Annotated in this window: 18 protein-coding genes; 9 read left to right on the forward strand and 9 right to left on the reverse strand. The window is 40.9% G+C overall.

What is annotated here, in order from left to right:
* Positions 1-4 precede the first annotated feature (4 nt).
* Positions 5-3,301, reverse strand: a complete 3,297-nt coding sequence (locus ACFE6N_RS15130; protein WP_378937760.1) for a SusC/RagA family TonB-linked outer membrane protein — start codon at positions 3,299-3,301, stop codon at positions 5-7.
* Between the two features lie 323 nt (positions 3,302-3,624).
* Between ACFE6N_RS15130 and ACFE6N_RS15135 the strand changes: the two genes are divergently transcribed.
* The 3 genes from ACFE6N_RS15135 (at position 3,625) to msrA (ending at position 7,041) form a co-directional block, all read left to right on the forward strand.
* Positions 3,625-4,872, forward strand: a complete 1,248-nt coding sequence (locus tag ACFE6N_RS15135) for a YdcF family protein (RefSeq protein ID WP_378937761.1) — start codon at positions 3,625-3,627, stop codon at positions 4,870-4,872.
* Positions 4,873-5,678: 806 nt separating this feature from the next.
* Positions 5,679-5,858: a hypothetical protein gene (locus tag ACFE6N_RS15140; RefSeq protein ID WP_378937763.1), complete on the forward strand. Its 180-nt coding sequence runs from the start codon at positions 5,679-5,681 to the stop codon at positions 5,856-5,858.
* A gap of 694 nt (positions 5,859-6,552) precedes the next feature.
* Entirely contained in the window at positions 6,553-7,041 is a 489-nt protein-coding gene (gene msrA, locus ACFE6N_RS15145; protein WP_378937765.1) for a peptide-methionine (S)-S-oxide reductase MsrA, read from the forward strand.
* A 113-nt stretch (positions 7,042-7,154) separates the two neighbouring features.
* Here the strand turns inward: msrA and ACFE6N_RS15150 are convergent, their stop codons facing one another.
* Genes ACFE6N_RS15150 through ACFE6N_RS15160 form a run of 3 tightly spaced genes read right to left on the reverse strand, consistent with a single transcriptional unit; the run spans position 7,155 to position 11,318 of the window.
* Positions 7,155-9,596, reverse strand: a complete 2,442-nt coding sequence (locus ACFE6N_RS15150; RefSeq protein ID WP_378937767.1) for a bifunctional YncE family protein/alkaline phosphatase family protein — start codon at positions 9,594-9,596, stop codon at positions 7,155-7,157.
* A 23-nt stretch (positions 9,597-9,619) separates the two neighbouring features.
* A complete protein-coding gene (locus ACFE6N_RS15155) occupies positions 9,620-10,459 on the reverse strand; it encodes a hypothetical protein (protein WP_378937769.1) in 840 nt (279 codons plus the stop codon).
* 16 nt (positions 10,460-10,475) lie between these two features.
* Positions 10,476-11,318, reverse strand: coding sequence for a metallophosphoesterase family protein (locus ACFE6N_RS15160; protein WP_378937771.1), 843 nt, complete (start codon positions 11,316-11,318; stop codon positions 10,476-10,478).
* A gap of 196 nt (positions 11,319-11,514) precedes the next feature.
* On the opposite strand from ACFE6N_RS15160, the gene ACFE6N_RS15165 reads away from it, so the two are divergent.
* Together ACFE6N_RS15165 and ACFE6N_RS15170 are read left to right on the forward strand one after the other, a co-directional pair.
* Positions 11,515-11,955: a hypothetical protein gene (locus ACFE6N_RS15165; RefSeq protein WP_378937773.1), complete on the forward strand. Its 441-nt coding sequence runs from the start codon at positions 11,515-11,517 to the stop codon at positions 11,953-11,955.
* A 3-nt stretch (positions 11,956-11,958) separates the two neighbouring features.
* A complete protein-coding gene (locus ACFE6N_RS15170; RefSeq protein ID WP_378937774.1) occupies positions 11,959-13,281 on the forward strand; it encodes a peptidoglycan DD-metalloendopeptidase family protein in 1,323 nt (440 codons plus the stop codon).
* A 223-nt stretch (positions 13,282-13,504) separates the two neighbouring features.
* On the opposite strand, the gene ACFE6N_RS15175 is transcribed toward ACFE6N_RS15170, so the two are convergent.
* Positions 13,505-14,158, reverse strand: a complete 654-nt coding sequence (locus tag ACFE6N_RS15175) for a LysE family transporter (RefSeq protein WP_378937775.1) — start codon at positions 14,156-14,158, stop codon at positions 13,505-13,507.
* 8 nt (positions 14,159-14,166) lie between these two features.
* Positions 14,167-16,980, reverse strand: a complete 2,814-nt coding sequence (gene uvrA / locus ACFE6N_RS15180; protein ID WP_378937777.1) for an excinuclease ABC subunit UvrA — start codon at positions 16,978-16,980, stop codon at positions 14,167-14,169.
* A 260-nt stretch (positions 16,981-17,240) separates the two neighbouring features.
* Between uvrA and ACFE6N_RS15185 the strand changes: the two genes are divergently transcribed.
* From ACFE6N_RS15185 to ACFE6N_RS15195, 3 genes are all read left to right on the forward strand, one after another.
* A complete protein-coding gene (locus tag ACFE6N_RS15185; RefSeq protein WP_090984996.1) occupies positions 17,241-17,825 on the forward strand; it encodes an RNA polymerase sigma factor in 585 nt (194 codons plus the stop codon).
* An 88-nt stretch (positions 17,826-17,913) separates the two neighbouring features.
* Positions 17,914-18,108, forward strand: a complete 195-nt coding sequence (locus tag ACFE6N_RS15190) for a hypothetical protein (RefSeq protein ID WP_090984998.1) — start codon at positions 17,914-17,916, stop codon at positions 18,106-18,108.
* Between the two features lie 764 nt (positions 18,109-18,872).
* Positions 18,873-20,057 (forward strand): MFS transporter, encoded by a 1,185-nt coding sequence (locus ACFE6N_RS15195; RefSeq protein WP_378937780.1) that lies wholly within the window; start codon positions 18,873-18,875, stop codon positions 20,055-20,057.
* 85 nt (positions 20,058-20,142) lie between these two features.
* Here the strand turns inward: ACFE6N_RS15195 and ACFE6N_RS15200 are convergent, their stop codons facing one another.
* The 3 genes from ACFE6N_RS15200 to ACFE6N_RS15210 are packed head-to-tail and all read right to left on the reverse strand — an operon-like array spanning position 20,143 to position 21,953.
* A complete protein-coding gene (locus ACFE6N_RS15200; RefSeq protein WP_378937782.1) occupies positions 20,143-20,754 on the reverse strand; it encodes a hypothetical protein in 612 nt (203 codons plus the stop codon).
* Between the two features lie 4 nt (positions 20,755-20,758).
* The gene (locus ACFE6N_RS15205; RefSeq protein WP_378937784.1) at positions 20,759-21,310 is read right to left on the reverse strand and encodes a hypothetical protein; all 552 of its coding nucleotides are present in this window, start codon (positions 21,308-21,310) and stop codon (positions 20,759-20,761) included.
* 1 nt (position 21,311) lies between these two features.
* Entirely contained in the window at positions 21,312-21,953 is a 642-nt protein-coding gene (locus ACFE6N_RS15210) for a hypothetical protein (RefSeq protein ID WP_378937786.1), read from the reverse strand.
* A 205-nt stretch (positions 21,954-22,158) separates the two neighbouring features.
* Between ACFE6N_RS15210 and ACFE6N_RS15215 the strand changes: the two genes are divergently transcribed.
* On the forward strand, positions 22,159-23,118 hold the full coding sequence (locus ACFE6N_RS15215; RefSeq protein ID WP_378937788.1) for a hypothetical protein: 960 nt from the start codon (positions 22,159-22,161) through the stop codon (positions 23,116-23,118).
* The last annotated feature ends 1 nt before the right edge of the window (position 23,119 follow it).

Below are 23,119 nucleotides of genomic sequence, written 5' to 3' on the forward strand. Positions count from 1 at the left end.
GATTCTAAAAAGTAAGTTTAACACCCAGGTTATAGGTTCTTGCCAATGGATAGTTACCATAATCTACCCCAGGGGCAAGGTTATTACCTGCACTATAATCTACTTCAGGATTATAACCTTTATAATCTGTAATGGTAAATGCATTATCTACACTCGCATAAACACGTATATTACTTACTTTAAGCGTATTGGCTAGCTGCTTTGGAAAACTATAACCTAAAGTAATGTTGGTACACCTGAAGTAAGAACCATCCTGAATGTAGAAAGATGATAAACGGGTACTGTTACTTTGCGTACCCGCACGCGATGCACGATAATTTAAACCACTACCCGGATTGGCTTCATTCCGGTAACGGTTGGCAACATCTACATACTGGTTACCAGAACCTTCGAAATTATACAGGTAATAATCCTGTCCGTCTAAAACCTGGTTCCCATACGATCCGTTGAATGATGCCCTTAAATCGAACGTTTTGTAAGAAGTATTTACGGCAAAACCGTAGGTAAATTTTGGATAAGGTGTGCCGATCACCGTTTTGTCTGCATCATTCACAATGCCGTTGCCATCCGTGTCCTGGAAATATAAATCACCGATTTTTGCCGGGTTAGTTGAAGAAGCTGATGGAGCAACCTTACCCAAATTATCAGCTGTGACCCTGCCCAAAACTTTAAAACCATAAAACATACCAACCGGCTGACCTTCTTGGGTAACATGTGTAATGTATGACCGCTCTGCACCAGCAGTATAGATGGTACTTGCTCCACCCATGTTTAATACCTTATTGTGGTTAACGGCAATGTTTCCGCTTAAACCCAATGTAAAATCCTGGTTCTGGATAATTCTTCCATCCAGTTGGATGTCGAAACCTTTATTACGGATTTTACTATCAGCAAGATTGGTAAGAATAGAAGAAGAACCCGATACAGCTGAGATGGGCTGATTGAATAGGAGATTGTAAGAATAACTTAAGTAATAATTTGCAATAATATTCAATCTGTTTTTGAATAAGCTGACATCGGCACCAAAATTATACTGAGAGGTAGACTCCCATCCCAACTTCGAATCCTGTATGGCATTTGGCCAGATCGCCGTTGAAACCGCATTTCCAAAAACCACACCACCCGGTGCACTCATTTCCTGCGCAGTTCTGTAATTAGGAATGTTGTTGTTACCACTCAAGCCCCAACTTGCCCTTAACTTAACGGTTGATTGTTCGCCAAGAAAACTGTTATAGAAATCTTCTTCGGAAAGATTCCATCCTGCAGCTATTGAAGGGAAATTGCCATATTTATTTAACGGGCCGAACCTTGATGATCCATCACGACGGAATGAACCGGTTAAAAAGTATTTACCTGCATAATTATAACTGAAACGGCCAAAATAAGAGAGCAAAGTATTGGTAGCCTTTGCTGTTTTATTTGCTCCATCGGTAATCAGTGTTAAAAAGCCTGCTTCAGCACCTTTATCGGTGATTTCACCGATTTTATCATTTTGAAAACCCGTAGCAGAAATCCTGATTAAATCGCTGGTTGTTTTCTGCGCAGAATAACCGCCGAGCACATCAATTTTATGCTTACCAAAAGTTTTGTTATAGTTTAAGGTAAACTCACCAAGCTGATCAACCTGACTAAGCGTTTGTGCAATAGCATTCGCCGCCGTTATCGCAGCGGTAGAGTAAGGTGGATTATTACCATTACTTAAGCTGGTTGGCAGATAAAAATCATATTTCTCGTTATAGGTCTGTGTACCTAAATTGGCTTTAAAATCCAATCCTTTCAGTATGTTATAAGTAGCATTGGCATTATAAGTACTTCGGGCACCCTTTCTGGTAATTTTCAATTGCTCTACCGTTGCAAGTGGATTTTCTGGATTTTGAATACCATATTGCGAGGCTAAAGCGCCCATGCCAAACTGGATGGGATTACCATTCGCATCCCTTGCAGGCAGATATGGCAGGTAAATCAAAGCCGACATCATCGGACTTAGATTATAGCGTCCTTCCTGTACTTCACGGTTATCATTCTGCGTGTACGAGATGTTCGCCCCTACACGTAAACGCTCACTCACTTTGCCATCAATATTTGCCCTGAAGTTGGTTACTTTTTGGTTGGTATTGGTTACAATACCATTGTTGTTCTGGTAACCACCGCTTAAAAAGTATTTTATATCTTTAGTACCACCAGAAAAGGAAAGGTTATGACGCTGAAAAGCGGCATTGCGATAAAGTTCGTCCTGCCAATCGGTATTGTACGTAGCAGGAATAGCTTGTTGTGTACTAAAATTATAAAGATCTGCAGGTATACTCACACTACTTCCTGCGCTAATACCAAGTGCACCCAGTTTTGTAGTACGAGTAGTGTTAACATCTTTAAACATACTGTCGTTCCAGGTTTGACCAGCATTTACCCATAAATCTTTATAGGCATTGTTACGCCCGTCGATTAAAAGCTGAATAAACTGGTCGGCATCCAAGAGTTTTACTTTTTTAGCCAGCTGAGAAATACCACCCTGAACATCATATTCAAATTTTCCTTTTCCATCCGTACCTCTTTTGGTGGTAATTAACACTACCCCTCCCGATGCCCTTGAACCATAAATGGCCGCAGAAGCGGCATCTTTTAGAATATCAATGGTTTCAATATCCTCTGGATTAATGGATACGTTATTTCCTGCCGGGTACCCGTCAATTACATATAAAGGATCTGAACTGGCGTTAATGGAACCAATACCCCTTACCCTGATTTTGGTACCGGAATACGGCGCACCGCTGGTTTGAGATACCTGCACGCCGGCAACTTTACCAACCAAAGCCTGACCAACCGTAGGAGAAGTTAAATTCATTTCGCTGGCTTTAACACTGCTGATGGCACCTGTTACATCCGATTTTCTGATCTTCTGATAACCAATGGCCACTACCTCATTTAGAGTATTGCTGCTTTCTTTTAAAACAACACTAATATTCTGGCGACCGTTAACCGCAACCTCCTGATTATCGTAACCGATATAAGAAAATACCAGAACAGCACCTTCTTCTACATTAATTGAATACCTACCATTAGCATCGGTAACTGTCGTTTTTTTTGTTTTCTTTTCGAAGACACTAACACCAGGTAATGGTTGGTTATTTTGATCGGTAACTGTTCCGCTCACCGCGGCAAATGCTTTATGGTGTAAGGCCGAAACAGCTTCACCATGGTTTATTGCTATTGCATTGACATTACAGATGGCCAGTAAACCTAAGGGCAAAAGCAATTTCCTGCAAGTACGTGTTATACCTGCGGTTAAAAAAAATGATGTCATCTTTTTGTTCTTTGTAATGGTTTTTTAAATAATTGGGGACTTGTTTTTTAAGTAGAAGCGTAGATTTTCACATTTACATAGGCTTATCCTTTTAAAGGTTGACGAGTAATTTCTTTGAGCGTTCTACCGCCGCAAAAGTAGTGGTGTATTTTTAACACGATGTATCCCCTGTGTTAACTCTTTACACCAATAAGAATAGCTTCTTTAAGTTAATATTAACTCGAACCAAAATATTTATAAATCGATTTACTTGAGCTAAAGGATAACACTTGCTTAATTTTGGTTTAATGGCAGGCGTTTAATTTCACACCCAAAACTTTTAGATGAAACTCTGCTATCTCTTTCTGGTAATTTACCTGTTGTGCCAAGGCTTAGCTGCACAGGAAATGCCCTCGCCATCTTATCAAATTATCCAAACCAGAAATGCTGTACAGTACAAAAATTATTATCTGCTCACACTTTTTGAGCAAGTGCCTGAGCTCCGTCAAATGCTCAGCACCGATACGGTGCTGAATGGCATATATCAATTAAAAACGGATCGCGTAAACGAAGCAATTAAAACCTGTAGAACCGACATTACCTGTTATGCGAAAGCTTTAAAATTTACCGACGATGAAATATCCGGTATCGGAAACCGGTTAGCCAAGCTTTACACAGAAAATAATCTATTCGGAAGATTGATCAAAAACCACCTCATTCCATCAGGCTGTTATACCCTTTTCGCCAAGGAACAGCATCAAGATCTATTGATTAAGGCATGGGAGCAAGATGCCAATGCCATTAATTACGCTATTGGCGTATATGTAGAGGGAAATAAACCCAATTACCCGAAAATAGATTCCATCAGTTTTAAAGTAAAGGATAAAGAATTTGCAGAACTCACCGCAGCCAATGCCTGGTTAGCGTTACAAGGCAACCATAAAATGTTTTTTGAACCCGCCATGCAATTTGCACTTCAGGCATTAGAACTCAATGAACGTAATGATGCTGCCGATTATGAACCAATGATTAATGGTGTAAACCTGACAGCCATTCAACAGCTCAAAAAAGTGGATTGGAAGAAATACCCTTACAGCGTAATCCTGGTTCCGGGTGCTGGTCCGGAAGAAAAAGAAGTAGCCTTAAGTGCTGGCGGAATGATCCGCTGCCGTTTAGCGGCCCTACAGTATAAAAAAGGCATGGCGCCATTTATTGTGGTATCCGGTGGCAGGGTACATCCCTATAAAACCAAGTTCAGCGAAGCTTATGAAATGAAGAAATTTTTAATTAGAGTGCTCCAAATACCCGAAAGTGCCATTATTATGGAACCACATGCCCGCCATACTACCACTAACCTGCGCAATTGTGCCAGACTGATGTTCAGGTACGGCATGCCAATAGATAAAGCAGGGATGGTTTGTACCGTAAAATCGCAAAGTTACTACATTACCGATATCCTGCTCGAACGCTGTAAAAAAGAACTCGGTTATTATCCTTACAAAAACGGGATACGTTTAAGCGATACTGAATCGGAATTTTACCTGAATACAACATCATTGCAAATAGATTTTGACGAACCGTTAGATCCTTAATCATGAAAACATTAAATCCAATTTTGCCAAGCAAAGGCCCTGCGCTCCAAATAAATTTTTAATCTAATGCGCTTAAACCAATTATCCTATCAGTTGGTGTCTCACCGACCGGCATAAATAGACTAGTTAGCAAATGGGCGACCTATGGCTCTTGGAGGCTCGCAGTCCGCTTTCACGTTTAGGAACAATGGACGCTGCACCCTGCAACCGCTAACATGAAAAGCTACAGTAGTCACCTAGCCCCGGCTGAAGCGGTTACCCTGCAGCAACGAGGTACGAGGCAGCGAAGCGTAAAAGCAAAAGCCAGGACGAAACCTGTGTTTTACACAGGCCTTGCGCTCCAAAATATAAGCTTGCAATTATACTATCGATTTGTGTCACACCGTCCGAAATGGCACATTTGTTAAAATCAGGAAATGAAGGGTTTGTGGTTCTTGGCGGCATGCTGTCCCGCTTTGCATTCCAAGTCCTCGCTGCGCTCCGGGCTTTACATTGCAATCGGGTTTAGGAACAATGGACGCTGCACCTTGCAACCGCTAATATGAAAAGCTACAGTGGCCACCTAGCCCCGGCTGAAGCGGTTACCCTGTAGCAACGAGGTACGAGGCAGCGAAGCGTAAAAGCAAAAGACGGGAACACGCTACCCTATTAACAGAGGCCTTGCGCTCCTAAAAAATCAATTAATACACTTAAACCAACTATTCTTAGACTCCGCTATCAATGACAGAATCGATTAGTGCGGGCCTCATTCTCGCGCATACGGAAATCTTAAAACGATCGCATTACGATTCCCAATCAAGTTAGGAATGACGCCCAATCCATATGTATTCGAGATTCTAAAGTCTACCATTGACAGATTTCAACAGGGAGTACGTCACCCCAACGGAAGCAATACGAAGTGGAGCGATCTTATCCTGTCGATTGATATCACACCAATCGAAATGAATGAGTTTGTAGAAACTAAATGCATTCAACTTTTCAATTAAATCCGGAACTATGAGGGAAACTCCCCTCCTGATTTAGGAGGGGCAGGGGTGGTAATGAGATAACATTTTAAATCCTGCGCTCCGGGCTATTCAGCTCATCCGATGGGCATCGGTCGCGTTTAGGAACAATGGACGCTGCACTCTGCAACCCTTAATATGAAAAGCTACAGTAGCCACCTAGCCCTGGCTGAAGCGGTTACCCTGCAGCAACGAGGTACGAGGCAGCGAAGCGTAAAAGCGAAAGACGGGACGAAACCTCTGTTTTACACAGGCCTTGCGCTCCAAAACATAGCTTGCGGTTACCTAAATCTGTCAGTCTGAGCGTAGTCGAAGACCCCTATATACGTTTAACTATGTGAGTAAATATGATCATGTAATTTGATGTAGTAAAAGATCCTTTGACTAAGCTACCATTGACAGCCCAATAGAAAAATCGTCATTGCGAGGCACGAAGCAATCTTAAAGCGCTCGCTACTAGCGATAGTTGTAAGATTGCTTCGTCGGCTGAAAAAGCCTTCTCGCAATGACGATACCTCTGGGAGATTTATTTCCATTATCCTATCGGTTGGTGTCTCACCGACCGAAATAAACCCTTTCTTTCAACAACGAATTCTGTAGAAGGCCCATCCCCTTCTTTACTTTCCTTTTACACATCTTCACCGTATCTTTATGTAATCAAAAAGAGGAAAGATATATGAATACTGAAAAAGCCATTCTTGCCGGCGGCTGCTTTTGGGGCGTAGAAGAACTGATCCGTCATTACCCTGGCGTTATCTCAACGGTTGTTGGATACACTGGTGGCGATGTTCCCAATGCCACCTACCGGAACCATGGCACACATGCCGAAGCCATTGAAGTTACCTTTGATCCAACCGTTTTAACTTATCGCAAACTATTGGAATACTTTTTCCAGATCCACGATCCGAGCACACGCAACAGACAGGGAAACGATGTAGGTACATCTTACCGTTCAGCTATATTTTATAATAGTGATGAACAGAAAGAAACTGCTGAGACACTGATTGCTGAATTGGATGCTTCAGGCAAATGGCCGGGCAAAATTGTAACTGAGGTGGTACCTGAAACCGATTTCTGGAATGCGGAAGAAGAACATCAGGACTATTTGCAAAAAAATCCTTACGGTTATACCTGCCATTTTGAAAGGCCGGATTGGAAGCTGTAAATTAGTTTGGAGCTGGGAGTTTGGAGTGTAGAGTTAATTTCAAAACATATATAAAAAGGCAATTTTCTATGAGAAAACTGCCTTTTTATTGAATCTGAGATCATCACCGACAATTAATCATCATCATCTTTTTTCTTCTTCTCCAAAATCACAAAAGCGCTTCGTTTCGGGGCAGGCATTACCGATTGTTCACCTTTAACTGATTTCCATATCACTTCATTTAAATCTAAATCGGGCGCCGAATCTTCTTTCGCAAAATTGAACAGTTCAGAACGTCTACTGCTTTCGTTAACCGCCACGTTCCGGGTATCTAAATCAATAAGGGGTTGTAACGCATTGTATGGTGTAAAATCTGGCTTAGCTGTAAAGCACTCATACAGAGGCATTGCTCCTGCATCGTACTGGCTCATAGGTGGTAGGCCTAAAATCAGTTCCATGGTACGCAGAAAACCTGAAGTAGAATACATGGTATGTACCGCCACATTTCTTTTCACATACGGGCCTATTACATAAGCCGGAGAACGGTGTGCATCTACATGGTCTGGCCCGTTTTGTGCATCATCTTCTAAAATAAACACAACCGATTCGTTCCACACCTTACTGTGCGAAAGGTGTTCAATGATTCGGCCTACTGCCAGATCATTATCGGCAACCGCTGCCTGTGGCGAGTATTTTCCTTTCTTCTGTCCACTGGTATGATCGTTTGATATCCGTAGAGTATTGAACTGCGGTACCGCACCGGCTATCAATAAAGAATCAAAATCGTGCTGCCAGGCATCTACACGCACCTGATCTTTAATATCCATATCAAAACCCGGAGAAGCCGGACACATATGCCCCTGCAACGATTTGATATTGGCTTTAGCATAAGATCCAAACTCACCGTAACTGCGGTAACTGATTCCCGCCCGCTGGCAATAATCCCAGATAAAACCTCCTTTCGGATAAGTTACCGGCCTGCCACCTTCGAAAGTGGTACTCCCACCACGGGCGCCATAACTGGTTGGCCATGTTTTTTCCACTACGTCAGTTGCGTAAGCCGCCATGCTCCAGTTATGCCCGTCGGCACTTACTTCGGCATCTACATAAAAGTTATCCAGCAATACAAAATTCTCGGCCAGAGCATGTTGGTTAGGGGTCACTTTGCGTCCGAAAAGGGTTAGCGTAGAATCGCCGTTTCCTTTTTTAATGTCGCCCAATACCTGATCGTAAGTACGGTTCTCTTTGATAATATAGAAAACATGTTTGATGGGAGATCTTTCGCCCTGTTTTCTGGGGATCGGGTTTCCTGCTTCACCATCGGCCGTTATCGTTTTTTTGTCGCTAAATGGTGTGTTGGCATAAACCTGTTTGGTATATACTTTTAATTGCTCAGGCTTTGGTACATCAATAAAAGACAATGTCCCTTTAAACAATCCTGCTATATATTGCAGTCTGCTATTAGCCGTACTGCCCATATGATAATCGCTGTTATCAACTTTAGAAACGGGTTGGGGGCCCTTTGGGTTCGCCATTGAGGTATTGCCCTTACCATTGCTAACCAATATTTCCGAGCCTAAAACCTTAACGCTGGTTGGATACCATCCTACCGGTATAAAACCCTGACTCTGGCTTACGCCGGGTTTACTTACATCAAACACAGCTAAACAATTGTTATCAGCATTGGCAATATAGAGCGTTTTTTCATTGCTACTCAAAGCCAGGCCGTTGGTAGTTGAACCGGTTAACTGTGTGGCATAAAGTGTGGTAGAGATGGTTTCAATTACTTTGTTGTTCAGCGTATTTACTACCGAAACCGTATTATCGTTTGCATTGGCTATATACAGGATATTACCTTTTTTATTAAGCAAAAGCTCATTAGGATGATCGCCAACAGGAATCTGACGGACAATGCTTTCTGCCTGCAGATCAACAACTGCCACCGCTTTTCCGCCCCAAAGCGAAATATACAATTTACGCTCATCCGCAGCCAGTGTACAGCTATAGGCAATGGCAGGGAGTTGTACCCGTTTTAAAATCTTTTTTGCTTTCGGATCAATAATATACAGGGCGCTATCTTCTTTGGTAACAGTGAATAATTTACTGTTATTGCTATTTACCACAATACCGGCAGGACATATTTTACCCTTTGGCCAAACCGGCCCCAAAATAATGGTATCACTCCTGCCCAGTTTATTGTTTACAATATTAAAATCCAGAATCCAGTTATCGTTACCGCCCGATGCATAGAGGTGTTTTTCATCTTTACTAAAAGCAATTCCGTACCAGGATTTACCCAGCACCTTGTCGTCTATAATTTGTTCTGTTTTAGGATCGATAAGTTGCAGCGACTGCGTACTCTGACCATTATTGGTAATGGCCAGATATTTACCTGATGCGCTGAGTTGCATATTTAAAGGCAAATCACCCAGTTGTACCGAATGCCCGGCCGGACTTAATTTCCAGCCATTGGGCAACAAAATTTGCTGTGTAGTTTCATTTTTACCAGGCCATTGTGCAAAGCCTTTCTGGATAAACAGGAAACCGAATAATATAAATAGGTATGACTTTTTCATTTTATTAATTTGAAGCATACACATTAGCGATGAAGATTAAAATTAACCAGGGCCCTGATGCTATAGCCATTACCCGAAGCGACAGAACCGATTTCCCTAATAGCCTCTGACGGGATGACATTACTACGGGTTGCGTAAAAAACAGGTCCTCCGGAAATAGAGAAAGACAGTTTCGAATGGTTTGGTTCCAGGTTGATGGATGGCCCGATCATTAACTTTGCGCCTCCCTCTGCCTCGTCTTTCTCCCAAAAGCCTTCTAAATCTTGTCCCAGGGCTTCAAGGCCAACATATAAAACATTAGAAACGCGATGTTGATAGCCAAAACTGCTAATAAAATCCAGTTTATCTCTGGTTTTATCGAAAGCTTTTTCGAAGCGAAGGTTGCCCGCCATTCTCCAATTGGTCTGATCAAACGAAGCAGTAATCCGGCTAATTGCAGCACCTATACTCGACCAATCTCTGCTTAAGCCTAAGCCTGCGCCTAGCCTAAACCCGGAGATACCTTTGCCTCCTACCAGATCTCTGATTACTTCAGCCTGTTGAGCAGATGTTACGCCTCCTGAATTGGCAAAGCCGATCGCCGCTGTGGCGTATAAGGTAAATCTGTTGCCTAAATATCCTTTAACCCCAAATTGCTGCCCCAAGCCATCATACCCGAATTGTCCGCTGGTTCTTTCTCCATAACTCCCAGAGTAGTGGATATTCCAACGGGGATTTTCTGCCGTTAAGGTATTCAGCGAAAACAGAAAGGGCTGCGCAGCATCAGTTCCTGTTTTAATTGCAGGCATGGTTTCGCTTATTTTCTGTGCAGCACAATTTAAAACCGCACCAGCAAAAACGAACATCAAAAATATCTTTTTCATTACGATTGTTTATGGGTTAAAATTTGGTTTCATTTAATAATGGCGATCCGCTTGCATTTACCTGATAGGTTTTAATCTTGTCGTCTTCATCCACTTCTACAATGCGATAACCTTTATAGGCCGTACCCCAGTTGCCACCAATGTGTGCATCAAAGAAATGCGGTAGCTTATCGGTATAAAAAACGGCATCTAAACTATGGTCGTGGCCATGAAACACAGCCTTAACATTTGTATAGCTATGCAAAAGTTTAATTGCATCCGGACAATCTACAAAAGGGCTTTCAGGCACCCAGAAATGTGGCGGAATATGCAATACCACAAAAACAGTCTTCAGGTTTTTAAACTTATCCAACTCCTGTTTTAAAAAATCATTATTAGGGCATAAATAAGTCCCTTTAGTATCAGAGGTATTTGCTAAAACAAAACCCACCCCATTTTTTTCGAAAGAAAAGTTATCCTCGTAACCAAAAACCGATTTCCAGAGCCCAGTATCTGCATGGTCGTGGTTACCAGGCACGGCATAAAAAGGAACTTTCAGACGATCATAGTAATCTTTCTTAACTTCTTTCAGTAATTCAGGCCGATCGTGTACCAGATCGCCATTAATAATTACAAAATTCAGTGGATTTTCATCATGCGAGGCATTAAGCCATTTCACAATATTTTCGTGATGAAGTTTATAATCAGTTCCCGGTTGTCCATAGTGTCCGTCGGATGCGATGGCAAAGCGAAGTTTTGGTCCTTTTTCCCGTTTGACTGAAATATTCCTCTCCTCGGCAAATGATGACAGAACTGGTGATAAACCGGCTACTACCGCAGCAGCCAAACTATTTTTCAGAAAAAAACGTCTGTTAGACATAAGGATAAGATATGTTTTGTATCAACATCCAATATTAGTTCAGGCAGACTTCTTAAACATGAATTTAATGTTATGATTAAGTTAACAGAACCTATTCTGTGTATCAATTTTATAACATAATGGAGCGGCAATTGCGATTCATGGCGTAATCCCGATGCTCATAAAACAATTTGCCTCTTGCAGGGATTATTCTATTATGAAATCATTTAAATCCTTACTCGCTGGCTTTGCAGGTACTGCAGTCTTAAATATATTACATGAAAGCTTTAGGCAGTTTGATCGCGACGCACCCCGGATTGACCTTTTGGGTAAGCAGGCACTTTCCAAATCCATGTCCAATTTGAAACTGGACAGTCCTGACGGAGACAATCTTTATCTGGCCACCCTTGCAGGTGATATCATCAGCAATACCCTATACTACAGCGCCATTGGCTTAGGAGATAAAAAACATGTTTATTTTAAAGGTGCAATAGCCGGTCTTACTGCTGGTCTGGGTGCAATCAGCATACCCGATAAAATTGGATTAGATGATACTCCGGTAACTAAAACTGGTAAAACCAAGATATTAACGGTAACCTGGTACCTGATAGGTGGATTAGTAACCGCAGCGGTTTTTAAACAATTGAAAAAGGCTTAGGTAATGAAAATTTACAGACCTGCACTTTGGCTCGTTTGCATTGCTATGGCAATAGGCATACTATCATGCAAAACAGGCTCAGTTAATTTATTTAAGGCCGCTAGCCCGCATGAGCAATATCAAAAAAAATTGGTGAATGTGGGGCTGGATAAAACAGCCATGGGATCGGCTTGGTTAAATGCGGCTACAATGAGTATGCAAAAAGCATTAGACATTAGTATTCCTTATCGAGAAAACGGTTATTTCGCTGCCGACCGGGTCCCGGCGACAGCTTACAAGTTCAATGCAACCAAAGGGCAGAAACTAAATATAAAACTAAACAAAAAGCCATCAACCGGTGCCTTGATTTATATTGATGTTTGGCATAGCGCAGATCAAACCCGAAAACTTATCGCATCAGCCGATACCTTAAATAATCCGATCATTTTTGATATTGAGGAAACAGGCGCCTATCTGATCAGGCTACAACCAGAACTGCTGCAGAGTGTAGCCTACGAATTAGAAATTACCACCGGAGCGTCTCTTGCTTTCCCGATAAAGTCAAAAAACGCCAACAGCATAAAAAGTTATTGGGGAGATGGCAGGGATAATGACGCCAGAAAACATGAAGGTGTAGATATTTTTGGCAGTTTCAGAACGCCTGTGCTGGCGATTGCAGACGGAACAGTAACCCGTGTAAACGAAAACAACCTGGGCGGAAAAGTGGTTTGGATGCGGCCAAATGGTAAAGATTATACTTTGTATTATGCCCACCTGGACAAACAGATTGCTGTAGAAGGACAAGAAGTAAAAATTGGAGATACTTTGGGACTTATGGGAAATACAGGCAATGCCCGAACCACACCTCCCCACTTACATTTCGGCATTTACACGGCAAATGGTGCAGTAAACCCACTACCCTTTATAGATCCGGTAACCAAAACCCCGGTTGCCATAACTGCTTCCGGCAATAAGTTAAATAAAATTTTAAGGACTAAATCTACCGCTAAAATGGTCTCTTCTCCAGACCGTAAAGCAAATGTTTTAATTTCGCTTAACACGGGAACAATTTTACTTGCAAATGCTGCGACCGGAAATTACTACCAGGTAGAACTGCCTGATGGAAGCATAGGTTTTATTCAAAGCAATAGTCTTGAACAGGCAATTGAGCCCCTGAAAAAACTTAAGATAAATCTCCTTCAGCAAAAAGTTTATGATAGGCCGGATAGTTTAGCAGCGATTAAAACTACTTTAAACGAAGGGCAAACGGTAAGCCTTTTAGGTACTTTTGGCGATTATCAACTCATTAGCAATGCTGATGCAGCAGCTGGCTGGATTACAAAATAGCGATCGACTGTTATTCCAAAGTCTGTGCACTCACTGAACGAAAAACAACGATTTGCCAATGAATAAATTAAAAAACTAAAACAAAAGGTCTGTGGAGACACAGACCTTGGATTAGATTATTCCACGGTCTGTGTCCTCACAGAACGCAAATATAGTTTCGTAATCAAATTCATTAAAAGGCTACAAACAAAAAGCCAATGGAAAAACAGACCTTGAATTAGATTTATAAAACAACAATTAACTGCTTTACAACAAGATAGGCTGCCAATGCAAACAAAAATATCGCTATAGATTTATTGATGATCAGACTGCTCAGTGCAAATTTTTCCTGGATATACGTTGCAAAATGGGCATATACATAAAGGGCCAGAGACGAGCCTACACCTGAGCCTAAACTAAATATAACCAGTGAAAGGTAATCGGTTTGAATCCATTGGTGCAAAATTACATAATTACCAAAAAACAGCCAAAATGGAATCTGTACTGGGTTTAACACCCCTAAAATCAACCCATACAAAACGCTTCCGCTACGTTTATCATCTTTTTTATTGCTCGCTTTAGGTACTTTTTTACGATTTCTCCAGGTAATAGTACCCATCACCAGAAACATCACAATCATAAAGCAGTCAACCAGTGTGCTCAATCGCACTTCGCTTACCGCTTCGTTTGGATTGATATCGCTCATGGCCCACCTCGCGAAACGCATCATCCCGAAAGTGAAAAAGACTTCTACGCAGGAGAACGACAGGATAAAATACCAAACCTGCCGCATGCCCTTATTAATGGCCAACTGCGCAACGGTTAAATTGATGTTGCCGGGAGGGATATATCCCATGGCATTGAGAACGATGCCAATGAAAAACGTTAGAAAAAGCATTGCCGAAATTATGGATTTAAATTTAAATGCGATGCTAAATATTTTCCGGTATACGAATTTTCTACTGTAACCAGTTCTTCTGGCACGCCTTCAAATATCACATTACCGCCCCCATCACCACCTTCCGGACCAATATCAATAACCCAATCAGCACATTTGATCATATCCATATTGTGTTCGATAACCAAAATGGTATTACCTTGCTCAATAAGGGTATTTAATGCTTTTAACAGTTTTTTAATATCATGAAAGTGCAAACCGGTAGTCGGCTCATCAAAAATAAATACGGTTTTATTGGCATTATTCCCTTTAATAAGAAACGACGCCAATTTAATACGCTGTGCCTCACCACCTGATAAAGTGTTTGATGATTGACCTAAATGCACATAACCTAAACCCACATCAACCAGCGGATTTAATTTATTCAGGATTTTTTGTTCGTCTTTAAAGAAAGAAACCGCCTCATCAATGGTCATATCCAAAATTTCAGAAACATTTTTTTCTTTATAAGTAACATCCAATACCTGTTGTTTAAACCGTTTGCCATTGCAAGCTTCACAAGGCAGGTAAATATCGGCCATAAACTGCATTTCGATCTTCACCTCACCCTCACCCTGGCAAACATCACAACGGCCACCCTCTACGTTAAAGGAGAAGGCTGCAGGCTTCAGTCCGGCGGCCTTTGCAGCAGGCAAACCAGAGAAAAGCGCACGGATGTCATCCCAGGCTTTAACATAAGTAACCGGATTAGAACGGCTGGAACGGCCGATTGGATTCTGATCTACCAGTTCTACTGCACTTACCAGGTCATAATTACCAAAAATACCATCATAAGCACCCGTTTGTTCACCCGCATAATTTCCGATCGCTTTTTGTAGCGCCGGATATAAAATCTTTTTCACCAAACTGGTTTTACCCGATCCTGAAACGCCACTTACCGCAGTAAAAACCCCTAGCGGAAATTTAACATCTACATTTTTCAGGTTGTTTTCCCTTGCGCCTTTAATCAGGATGTGATCTTTCCACTTACGGCGTTTCGAAGGAATGGCAATTTTCTCAATTCCAGCCAGGTAACGACCTGTTAAACTATTTTTATCTTTTAAAATCTCTTCATAGTTACCGCTGAAAACCAGGTTACCGCCATGCGTACCCGCCTCCGGACCGATATCGATAATGTAATCAGCGGCACGCATCATTTCTTCTTCGTGTTCTACCACCAAAACCGTATTACCTACATTGCGGAGCGAGACCAATACCTCTATCAGTTTATTGGTATCACGTGGATGCAAACCGATACTGGGTTCATCCAACACATAAACCGAGCCCACCAGGCTGCTGCCTAAAGATGTCGCCAGATTAATTCTTTGCGATTCTCCTCCCGATAAAGTGTTCGATAAACGGTTTAAGGTAAGGTATCCCAAACCCACATTGTTTAAATACAGGAAACGGTTGTTGATCTCTGCCAGTAAACGTTTGGCAATTTTAGCGTCGTTTACACTCAATTTTAATTCATTAAAAAAGGCCAGTGCTTTCGATAGCGGCAACAGCACCACATCAATAATCGATTTTTCAGCAATTTTAACGTAGGAGGCATCTTTACGCAAACGCGAGCCCTTACAATCAGGGCAGGTGGTTTTACCGCGATAGCGCGATAACATGACACGGTACTGGATTTTATAAGTCTGCTCTTCCAATTCCTTGAAAAATGCGTCCAAACCGGAAAAATATTTGTTACCCGTCCAAAGTAGCTGCTGTTCTTTTTCAGTAAGCGCACTGTATGGACGGTGGATCGGAAAATCAAATTTGGGTGCAGCTTTAATAAAGTTCTGCAACCAGACGTTCATTTTTTCGCCACGCCACGGGGCAATGGCATTATCGTAAACACTTTTACTCTTGTCAGGAATTACCAGATCTTCGTCGATGCCGATAACGTTCCCGTATCCTTCACACCGTTTACAGGCACCATAAGGATTGTTGAAAGAGAAAAAGTTAGGCGTAGGTTCTTCAAATTTTATTCCATCCAGTTCAAAGCGGTCGCTAAAATGTTTCGTTGTTCCCTGCGCTTCTACATAACAATCGCCTTTACCCTCAAAAAAAGCGGTCTGCGCCGAATCGGCCAGCCTACTTAATGTTTCTTCTTCCTGGTTGGTTACAATACGATCGATCAGGATCTGAACGGTTTTATCATCAGTAAGTTCTTCGTCTTTAAAATCAGCATTATCTAAAATAGATTCTATCTTTTCTATTTTATTGTTAATCAGAACCCGTAAAAATCCTTTCTGTAATAAAATTGCGAGTTCTTCTTTAATTGTACGGTTGTTATGCGGATATAGCGGACAAAAAATGGTTACCGTTGTATCTTCAGGCATGGCATTTACATAATCTACTACCGTACTTACCGAATCCTTTCTCACTTCCTTGCCCGAAACAGGCGAAATGGTTTTTCCTATACGAGAAAAAAGCAATTTCAGGTAATCATAAATTTCAGTTGAAGTACCCACTGTAGAGCGTGGATTGGAAGTAATTACCTTTTGTTCGATAGCAATTGCCGGGGCAATACCCTTAATATAATCAACATCCGGTTTATTCATCCGGCCCATAAACTGGCGGGCGTATGCTGATAAACTTTCTACATATCGGCGTTGCCCTTCTGCATATAAAGTATCAAATGCAAGTGAAGATTTACCCGAACCAGACATACCCGTTACCACCACAAGTTTATTTTTTGGAATGGCAACATCAATGTTTTTTAGGTTGTGCACCCTTGCACCTTTTATGATAATATTTTTATGCGGATCTTTTTCGGCCTCTTTTTTGCTCATGTATGGTAAAGAATATAAATATATAACCCCAGAATGTGGTTAGGGTTTTTAGAAGATACAAAAATAGGGTACTCAGGCGGTTAATTTATTTTTTATCATTTTATTTTTTGTTTTTTGATAAAAAAATAACTTTCTTTGAACATTAACAACCTCAAAACCAAACTAACACATATCAAAAAACATAGGAGATAAGCTATAGAAATTAAACATCTACAAATTAATTTTTAGCAAACAGTACGGGATTTAGTGTAGGTAAACCTATGAATTTACAATCATATAATGATCAGGACCTGGTAAAGGTATATATTGCCGGGAACGAGAATGGATTGCAGGAACTTCTTAGAAGACATAAAAGTAAAATTTATACCTCTATCTACTTATTGGTAAAAGACCAATATCTGGCTGAGGATATATTTCAGGATGCTTTTATTAAAGTGATCAATACCCTGCGATCAGGAAGATATAACGAGGAAGGTAAATTTTTGCCTTGGGTAATGCGTATTGCGCACAACCTGGTTATCGATTATTTCAGGAGAGAAAAGAGAACACCGATCATCACCAGTGCGGATGGGATGGATGTATTTAATATGCTACACTTTTATGATGAGAGCGCAGAAGATAAAATGCTTCGCGATCAAACCCATAAAGATTTAAAAGCGATGATCCATTTATTACCTGACGAGCAGAAAGAAGTACTTTTGATGCGCCATTATGCCGATTTAAGCTTCAAAGAAATAGCAGATCTAACTGATGTCAGCATTAATACAGCCCTGGGCCGTATGCGTTATGCATTGAGTAACCTGCGTAAAATGCTCAAAACAAAAGAGATGACCTACAAAGGGTAGTAAAAATGTTACATATTTTTTTTTAGGGTTTGAAATAAAGCATCTGAACTATCGTTAAGTTTATAAAACTTATCACATTCAGTTGCTTATGACAAAAACCTCTACATCAAAAAACAATGTAAATTTACCTACACCTAACATGTTTCAGCCAATAACTGATATGGAATCTGATGCAGAAATCGACTTATTTTATGATCAAATAAAAAGCAAGTTAGATACGCTGGTTAAAGATCCTCAAGACGAAACCATCAATAAGATTTTAGCATACAGCAGGTCGTTATAAAATTTGCAATGTAGAAAGGTTGTTCCACGGGGTGGGACAACCTTTTTTTATTGTGTATGGAAAATGGAAGAGGTAAAATGGTTGATGGTTCATTAGCCATTAGTTGATTGGGACTTGCCAACTGCCAATCGCAATCGATTAATTGCCAGTCCTCCATCCGTCATACTGAACTTATTCCAGATCCAACATAAGTGTTTGATTTGGTTAATTGCAAATCCCACCACCAATAGTCATCCTGAATTTGTTTCAGGATCCAGCAAACTAGATTATAATGCAACTGCTAATTAAAAACTGAAGATGATTAATGACTTAAATAGGTCAACTGCACTCGCTCGCCATCTACCATCCTGAAGAATAACGCATTGCATAAAAATCAATATTATTAACAGCTAAATCTTAAGTAGGTAATATCCATCGAGAAATCGTCATTTCGAGCGCAGCCGAGAAATCTTTTAAACTAGTTAAGTAGCCATGTAAAAAAGATCTCTCCATTTCGCTACGCTACAGTCGAGATGACAACCATTCTATTGGAGATTGTCAATGGGGTAACTTGTTTCAAGGTCTGGCATCCGGGGTTAATGCAAACTGCTAATTGAAAATTATGGTTAATTCTAAATAGGTTAACCGTAAACATCCTCCCCCATCCAATTCCATCCGTATTCCATCCGACATCTTCCATTGCCCACATAAATGGCCCAATTTTTACAATCCCTACCATAAAAAGCCCTACCTTTGCATAGTGTAATTTTAACACTAAGGGCATAATGAACAAGAATTTACTTCCACTTACTTTAGGCGGTTTGGGCATCGGTATTACTGAATTTGTAATGATGGGTCTATTACCTGATATCGCTAAAGACCTAAAAGTAACCATTCCGCAGGCCGGGCATTTAATTTCCGCTTATGCATTAGGCGTGGTAATCGGCGCCCCCTTGTTAATTATGATTGCGGGTAAATATCCACCAAAAAAAATATTGATGGCCTTGATGATCATGTTTACGATCTTCAATGCCTTTTCCGCATTCGCTCCTACTTTCAACATTCTTTTTATTTCCAGGTTACTTTCAGGCTTGCCTCACGGGGCATTTTTCGGTGTAGGATCAGTAGTAGCCAGCAGAATAGCAGAAAAAGGGAAAGCTGCACAGGCCGTATCGCTGATGTTTATGGGCCTAACCATTGCCAATATTGTAGGCGTACCACTAGGCACTTTCATCGGCCATAATTTCTCCTGGCGCATCTCTTTTGCAGTAGTGGTATTTGTAGGTTTGATAACATTATTAAGTTTAAAATTATGGCTACCTGCTTTGGAAGCCACGAAAAACCGCGATTTAAAAGCTGAATTAAGTTTCTTCAAAAAAAGAGAAGCCTGGATCATCATTTTTATGATTTCTATCGGAACAGGTGGACTATTTACCTGGTACAGTTATATTGCGCCTTTAATGACAGATGTTGCGGGCTTTTCATCAAATGCAGTAACCTATATATTAATGCTGGCGGGCTTAGGCATGATGTTCGGCAATTACGTTGGCGGCCGTTTGGCCGATAAATTTTCTCCAGCCAAAGCATCTGCAGCTTTATTGCTCACGATGGTGGTTACCTTAACCATTGTTCATTTTGTATCGGCGAGCCAACCTTTGGCTTTAATCATGACTTTTATTACGGGTGCTGTCGCTTTTTCATTGGCTGCCCCTATCCAGATGTTGATGATCCAAAGTGCCAAAGGCTCTGAAATGTTGGCGGCCTCTGCCAGCCAGGCGAGTTTTAACATTGGTAATGCGTTAGGCGCTTTCTTTGGCGGACTGCCACTGGTTTATGGCTTTGATTATACCTCACCAGCTTATGTGGGTGCAGCTATGGCTTTGGTGGGCGCTTTGTTTGCCTTCTGGCTCATTAAAAGCAATCAGGGCGCAACGGAAAAGGCTAAAGTGCCGGCTACTTCTTTTCATTAAAGCAATGATTGCATGAGAGCATGACTGAGTTGGAAAATACAAGTCATTCTCTCATTCAAAACCCACAGCATCCAACCACCTCATCTTAAAATTGCGTGGACTCATGCTTTCTCCTTACCTGATCTCTCAGCCTACCTAATGCCAAACCCATTGATATTCCATAAAAAGACTCCACTTTATTTAGATTTGCCGAAAAACCAACAGTAAGTGAAGCGGTTCCATCCAGATAAATACCATACTTGATTTCCATTGGCAAAGCAATCGCTCTCCTTACGATCCTTTCATATACATAATTGCTAAACAGGCATCCGCCCGGCCGGTCACAATCATCGTACAAAAATGCGCCGCGGCTGATCTGATTAGCCATTGCCAGGCCTGTTCCTAACCTCAGATAATGGTAACGGTTTAATGTATAACTTTTCCCTGCCAAAACACTAATGTCAGAAACACGAGGCTCGGGCAATCCGCCAAAGTAAAATATCCTGACCCGCCTAACGCCCGATGTTTTAACCGATATAAAATTATTTCTTTTTTGCAGGAAAATATCTATATCACTGTACAACCGCCCGTTTCCTCCGCCACCTAAATTAAAACCCAGACCGAAATAGGTTTTACGTTTTTGGTGCAAGGTATCCCGCTGCGCAACAACTAACCCCGTAATGCAAACGCAAAGCAAACATAAAATATACTTTTTCATATGATTAAAGCATTTTAGAACTAAATACCACACCTAAGCCCATTGTAGCAAAAGTTTTTTGCCTGTTCGCATTACCGTTTACCGACACAGAAACCCCAACACCATCGACAAAACGATAGATATATCTGGCTTCAGCAACAATTCCAGCTGAATTTTTCTGTATAATTTTATCCCGCACCGTATCACCATTAGATTGATCGTACTTTTTAAGGTCAGCAATTACAGCCATACCAGCACCAAACTCGAAACGATGATTGGAATTTAACTTGAACCCTTTACCTAAAACAAGGGCCAATTCCGAAAAACCCGGAACGGTTGTTTTCTCACCACTAACATTTACTTCATAAGTATCCTGCAACACCGATGACATTTTAAACTTGAGATAAGAACCCGGTTTATGATACCCAATAAAACCCGATAAAAGTGGTTTTTGTAATGTTGCGGCACCGAACTCCAAACCAACACTTAAATTCCGAAAAAAATCACCATAATCTTCTTGTGATTTAGCCACATTGCTAAGCAGAGCTAAACCTAAAACCAGAGAAAGCCTTTTCATACTATTTTGAGTTTACTCTTTTGAAATGATAAGAAATGTCGTAGGAATAGCCGAGCATAAAAAAGAATAAAATAGCTCCGGTATTGTCAATAGCATGATTTAGAATAAGGCCGCCATCTTTAGCTAACCCTATTCGGGTTTTCTCGCTTTCGGAGCCTCCTAAAATATAAGGGATACCTTGTAAGGTAACAGACTTATTTCCTAACAATAACATGCCCCGAGACTGTAGCTTAAATGATAACCTTACAGAGTCTTTATTTAAGCCATTTTCCTTAAAAAGAAAGTTAGCCTGATCACCTGAAACCTGAACAACCACATGACAATTGACAAGTGTATCAAAACTGATCTGGCTTTTACTCACATATTGATGAAACTGGTGATTCCTGGGTGAATAAGCCTGCAGACCGGCAGTACTATTCTTCTGATAAAACGAGTCTGGATATAATTCATAGGTACCTGAAAGCATTGACAAGTTCTTTTCGGTCAATCTGACTTTATAATGCCTGACAGGACCGTCAGAGAACGAGGCGCAACCCGACAGGGAACAACAGCAGGCGAGCGCTAAAATAGTAGTTGTAATTTTCTGATCAATTCCAAAGGCATGACCATTTGGGGTTGCGGAGTTTGGGCGTTGCATATCCATTTGATGTAATTTAGTTTATGATCAAATCTAAGACACCAAATAACCCTCAAAAAATCTTAAAGATTATATATGGTTAAACAAAAAATCTTTAAAGACAATATTTTAGTTCGAACAGTAATTATCAATTATCTTTTATAAATTACATTAATCAAAAAACCCATTTAGTTACTAAAAAGCAGAATATTCCACCTAAAAATTAATCTTCATGAATAATCAGCAAGCATTATTTTTCCAGGCCATAAAATCTTCATTGCCCGATTATCAAAACCTGGCATTAAGTATAGCAGAAGAATTAGGGATCAGCACAAATGAGGCTTATAAAAAAATAAGAGGCGACAGCAACCTTACCTTTCAACAGATCATCAAACTCTCTGACTGTTTCGATGTTCCATTTCTATACAGTCCGAAGAATTCTCTTTCTGTTACTTTTAGTTATTTAAGTGTAAATGAAGATCTGGATATGGTAAACTACCTGCGCAATCTGCTGGAGAACATTAAAGCCATTAAAAAAAGTAAGGAGAAACACATCACCATCACTACAGATGACATCCCCTTGTTTCATTTTTTCAAATACCCCGAACTTACCAGCTTTAAACTCTTCTTTTGGGCAAATAGTGCCAATAACTATGGGAAATCTTTTAGCGCTCCGATTCTATCCGATGAGATTATCGAAATTTCCCAGGAGCTGCACACCGCTTACCTGGAAATACCGAGTACCGAAATATGGTCGAAAGATACCGTAACGGGTACACTTGAGCAAATCAGGTATGCATTCGAAGCAGGCCATCTTACCGACACCGAACTGGCTATAAAGATTGTGGAACAGGTAAGGTATTGCCTTACTGACATGAATATGTATGCCATTAGCAGCAAAAAAACCATTGACCCCAACCATACCTTCAACTGGTACAGTTGCGATGTACTGGGAAGCATTGCTTACCTGGTTGATTTTAAAGACCGTATGACCTGCTACAACAGGTTTAATACTTTTAATTATTTAAAGACAGAAGACCATGCTTATTGCAGGCAAACCAAACAATGGATGCAGGGCCTGATTATGAAATCGGTTTCCTTTAGCGGCCAGGGCGAAAAACACCGCAATAAGTATTTATATCATGCGTTTGCCGAATGCGATAAATTGCTGGAAGAAATAACCAGTCATTAAC

Origin of the sequence: Pedobacter sp. BG31, assembly GCF_042464845.1 — a bacterium.
GTDB lineage: Bacteria > Bacteroidota > Bacteroidia > Sphingobacteriales > Sphingobacteriaceae > Pedobacter > Pedobacter suwonensis.

What these genes read in the sequence shown, in the direction of transcription:
- ACFE6N_RS15195 (WP_378937780.1), top strand. Translation starts at nt 18,873, where the DNA reads ATGAACAAGAATTTACTTCCACTTACTTTAGGCGGTTTGGGCATCGGT.
- ACFE6N_RS15170 (WP_378937774.1), top strand. Translation starts at nt 11,959, where the DNA reads ATGAAAATTTACAGACCTGCACTTTGGCTCGTTTGCATTGCTATGGCA.
- ACFE6N_RS15185 (WP_090984996.1), top strand. Translation starts at nt 17,241, where the DNA reads ATGAATTTACAATCATATAATGATCAGGACCTGGTAAAGGTATATATT.
- ACFE6N_RS15200 (WP_378937782.1), bottom strand. Translation starts at nt 20,754, where the DNA reads ATGAAAAAGTATATTTTATGTTTGCTTTGCGTTTGCATTACGGGGTTA.
- uvrA (WP_378937777.1), bottom strand. Translation starts at nt 16,980, where the DNA reads ATGAGCAAAAAAGAGGCCGAAAAAGATCCGCATAAAAATATTATCATA.
- ACFE6N_RS15165 (WP_378937773.1), top strand. Translation starts at nt 11,515, where the DNA reads ATGAAATCATTTAAATCCTTACTCGCTGGCTTTGCAGGTACTGCAGTC.
- msrA (WP_378937765.1), top strand. Translation starts at nt 6,553, where the DNA reads ATGAATACTGAAAAAGCCATTCTTGCCGGCGGCTGCTTTTGGGGCGTA.
- ACFE6N_RS15140 (WP_378937763.1), top strand. Translation starts at nt 5,679, where the DNA reads ATGACGCCCAATCCATATGTATTCGAGATTCTAAAGTCTACCATTGAC.
- ACFE6N_RS15190 (WP_090984998.1), top strand. Translation starts at nt 17,914, where the DNA reads ATGACAAAAACCTCTACATCAAAAAACAATGTAAATTTACCTACACCT.
- ACFE6N_RS15210 (WP_378937786.1), bottom strand. Translation starts at nt 21,953, where the DNA reads ATGGATATGCAACGCCCAAACTCCGCAACCCCAAATGGTCATGCCTTT.
- ACFE6N_RS15135 (WP_378937761.1), top strand. Translation starts at nt 3,625, where the DNA reads ATGAAACTCTGCTATCTCTTTCTGGTAATTTACCTGTTGTGCCAAGGC.
- ACFE6N_RS15130 (WP_378937760.1), bottom strand. Translation starts at nt 3,301, where the DNA reads ATGACATCATTTTTTTTAACCGCAGGTATAACACGTACTTGCAGGAAA.
- ACFE6N_RS15205 (WP_378937784.1), bottom strand. Translation starts at nt 21,310, where the DNA reads ATGAAAAGGCTTTCTCTGGTTTTAGGTTTAGCTCTGCTTAGCAATGTG.
- ACFE6N_RS15155 (WP_378937769.1), bottom strand. Translation starts at nt 10,459, where the DNA reads ATGAAAAAGATATTTTTGATGTTCGTTTTTGCTGGTGCGGTTTTAAAT.
- ACFE6N_RS15215 (WP_378937788.1), top strand. Translation starts at nt 22,159, where the DNA reads ATGAATAATCAGCAAGCATTATTTTTCCAGGCCATAAAATCTTCATTG.
- ACFE6N_RS15175 (WP_378937775.1), bottom strand. Translation starts at nt 14,158, where the DNA reads ATGCTTTTTCTAACGTTTTTCATTGGCATCGTTCTCAATGCCATGGGA.
- ACFE6N_RS15150 (WP_378937767.1), bottom strand. Translation starts at nt 9,596, where the DNA reads ATGAAAAAGTCATACCTATTTATATTATTCGGTTTCCTGTTTATCCAG.
- ACFE6N_RS15160 (WP_378937771.1), bottom strand. Translation starts at nt 11,318, where the DNA reads ATGTCTAACAGACGTTTTTTTCTGAAAAATAGTTTGGCTGCTGCGGTA.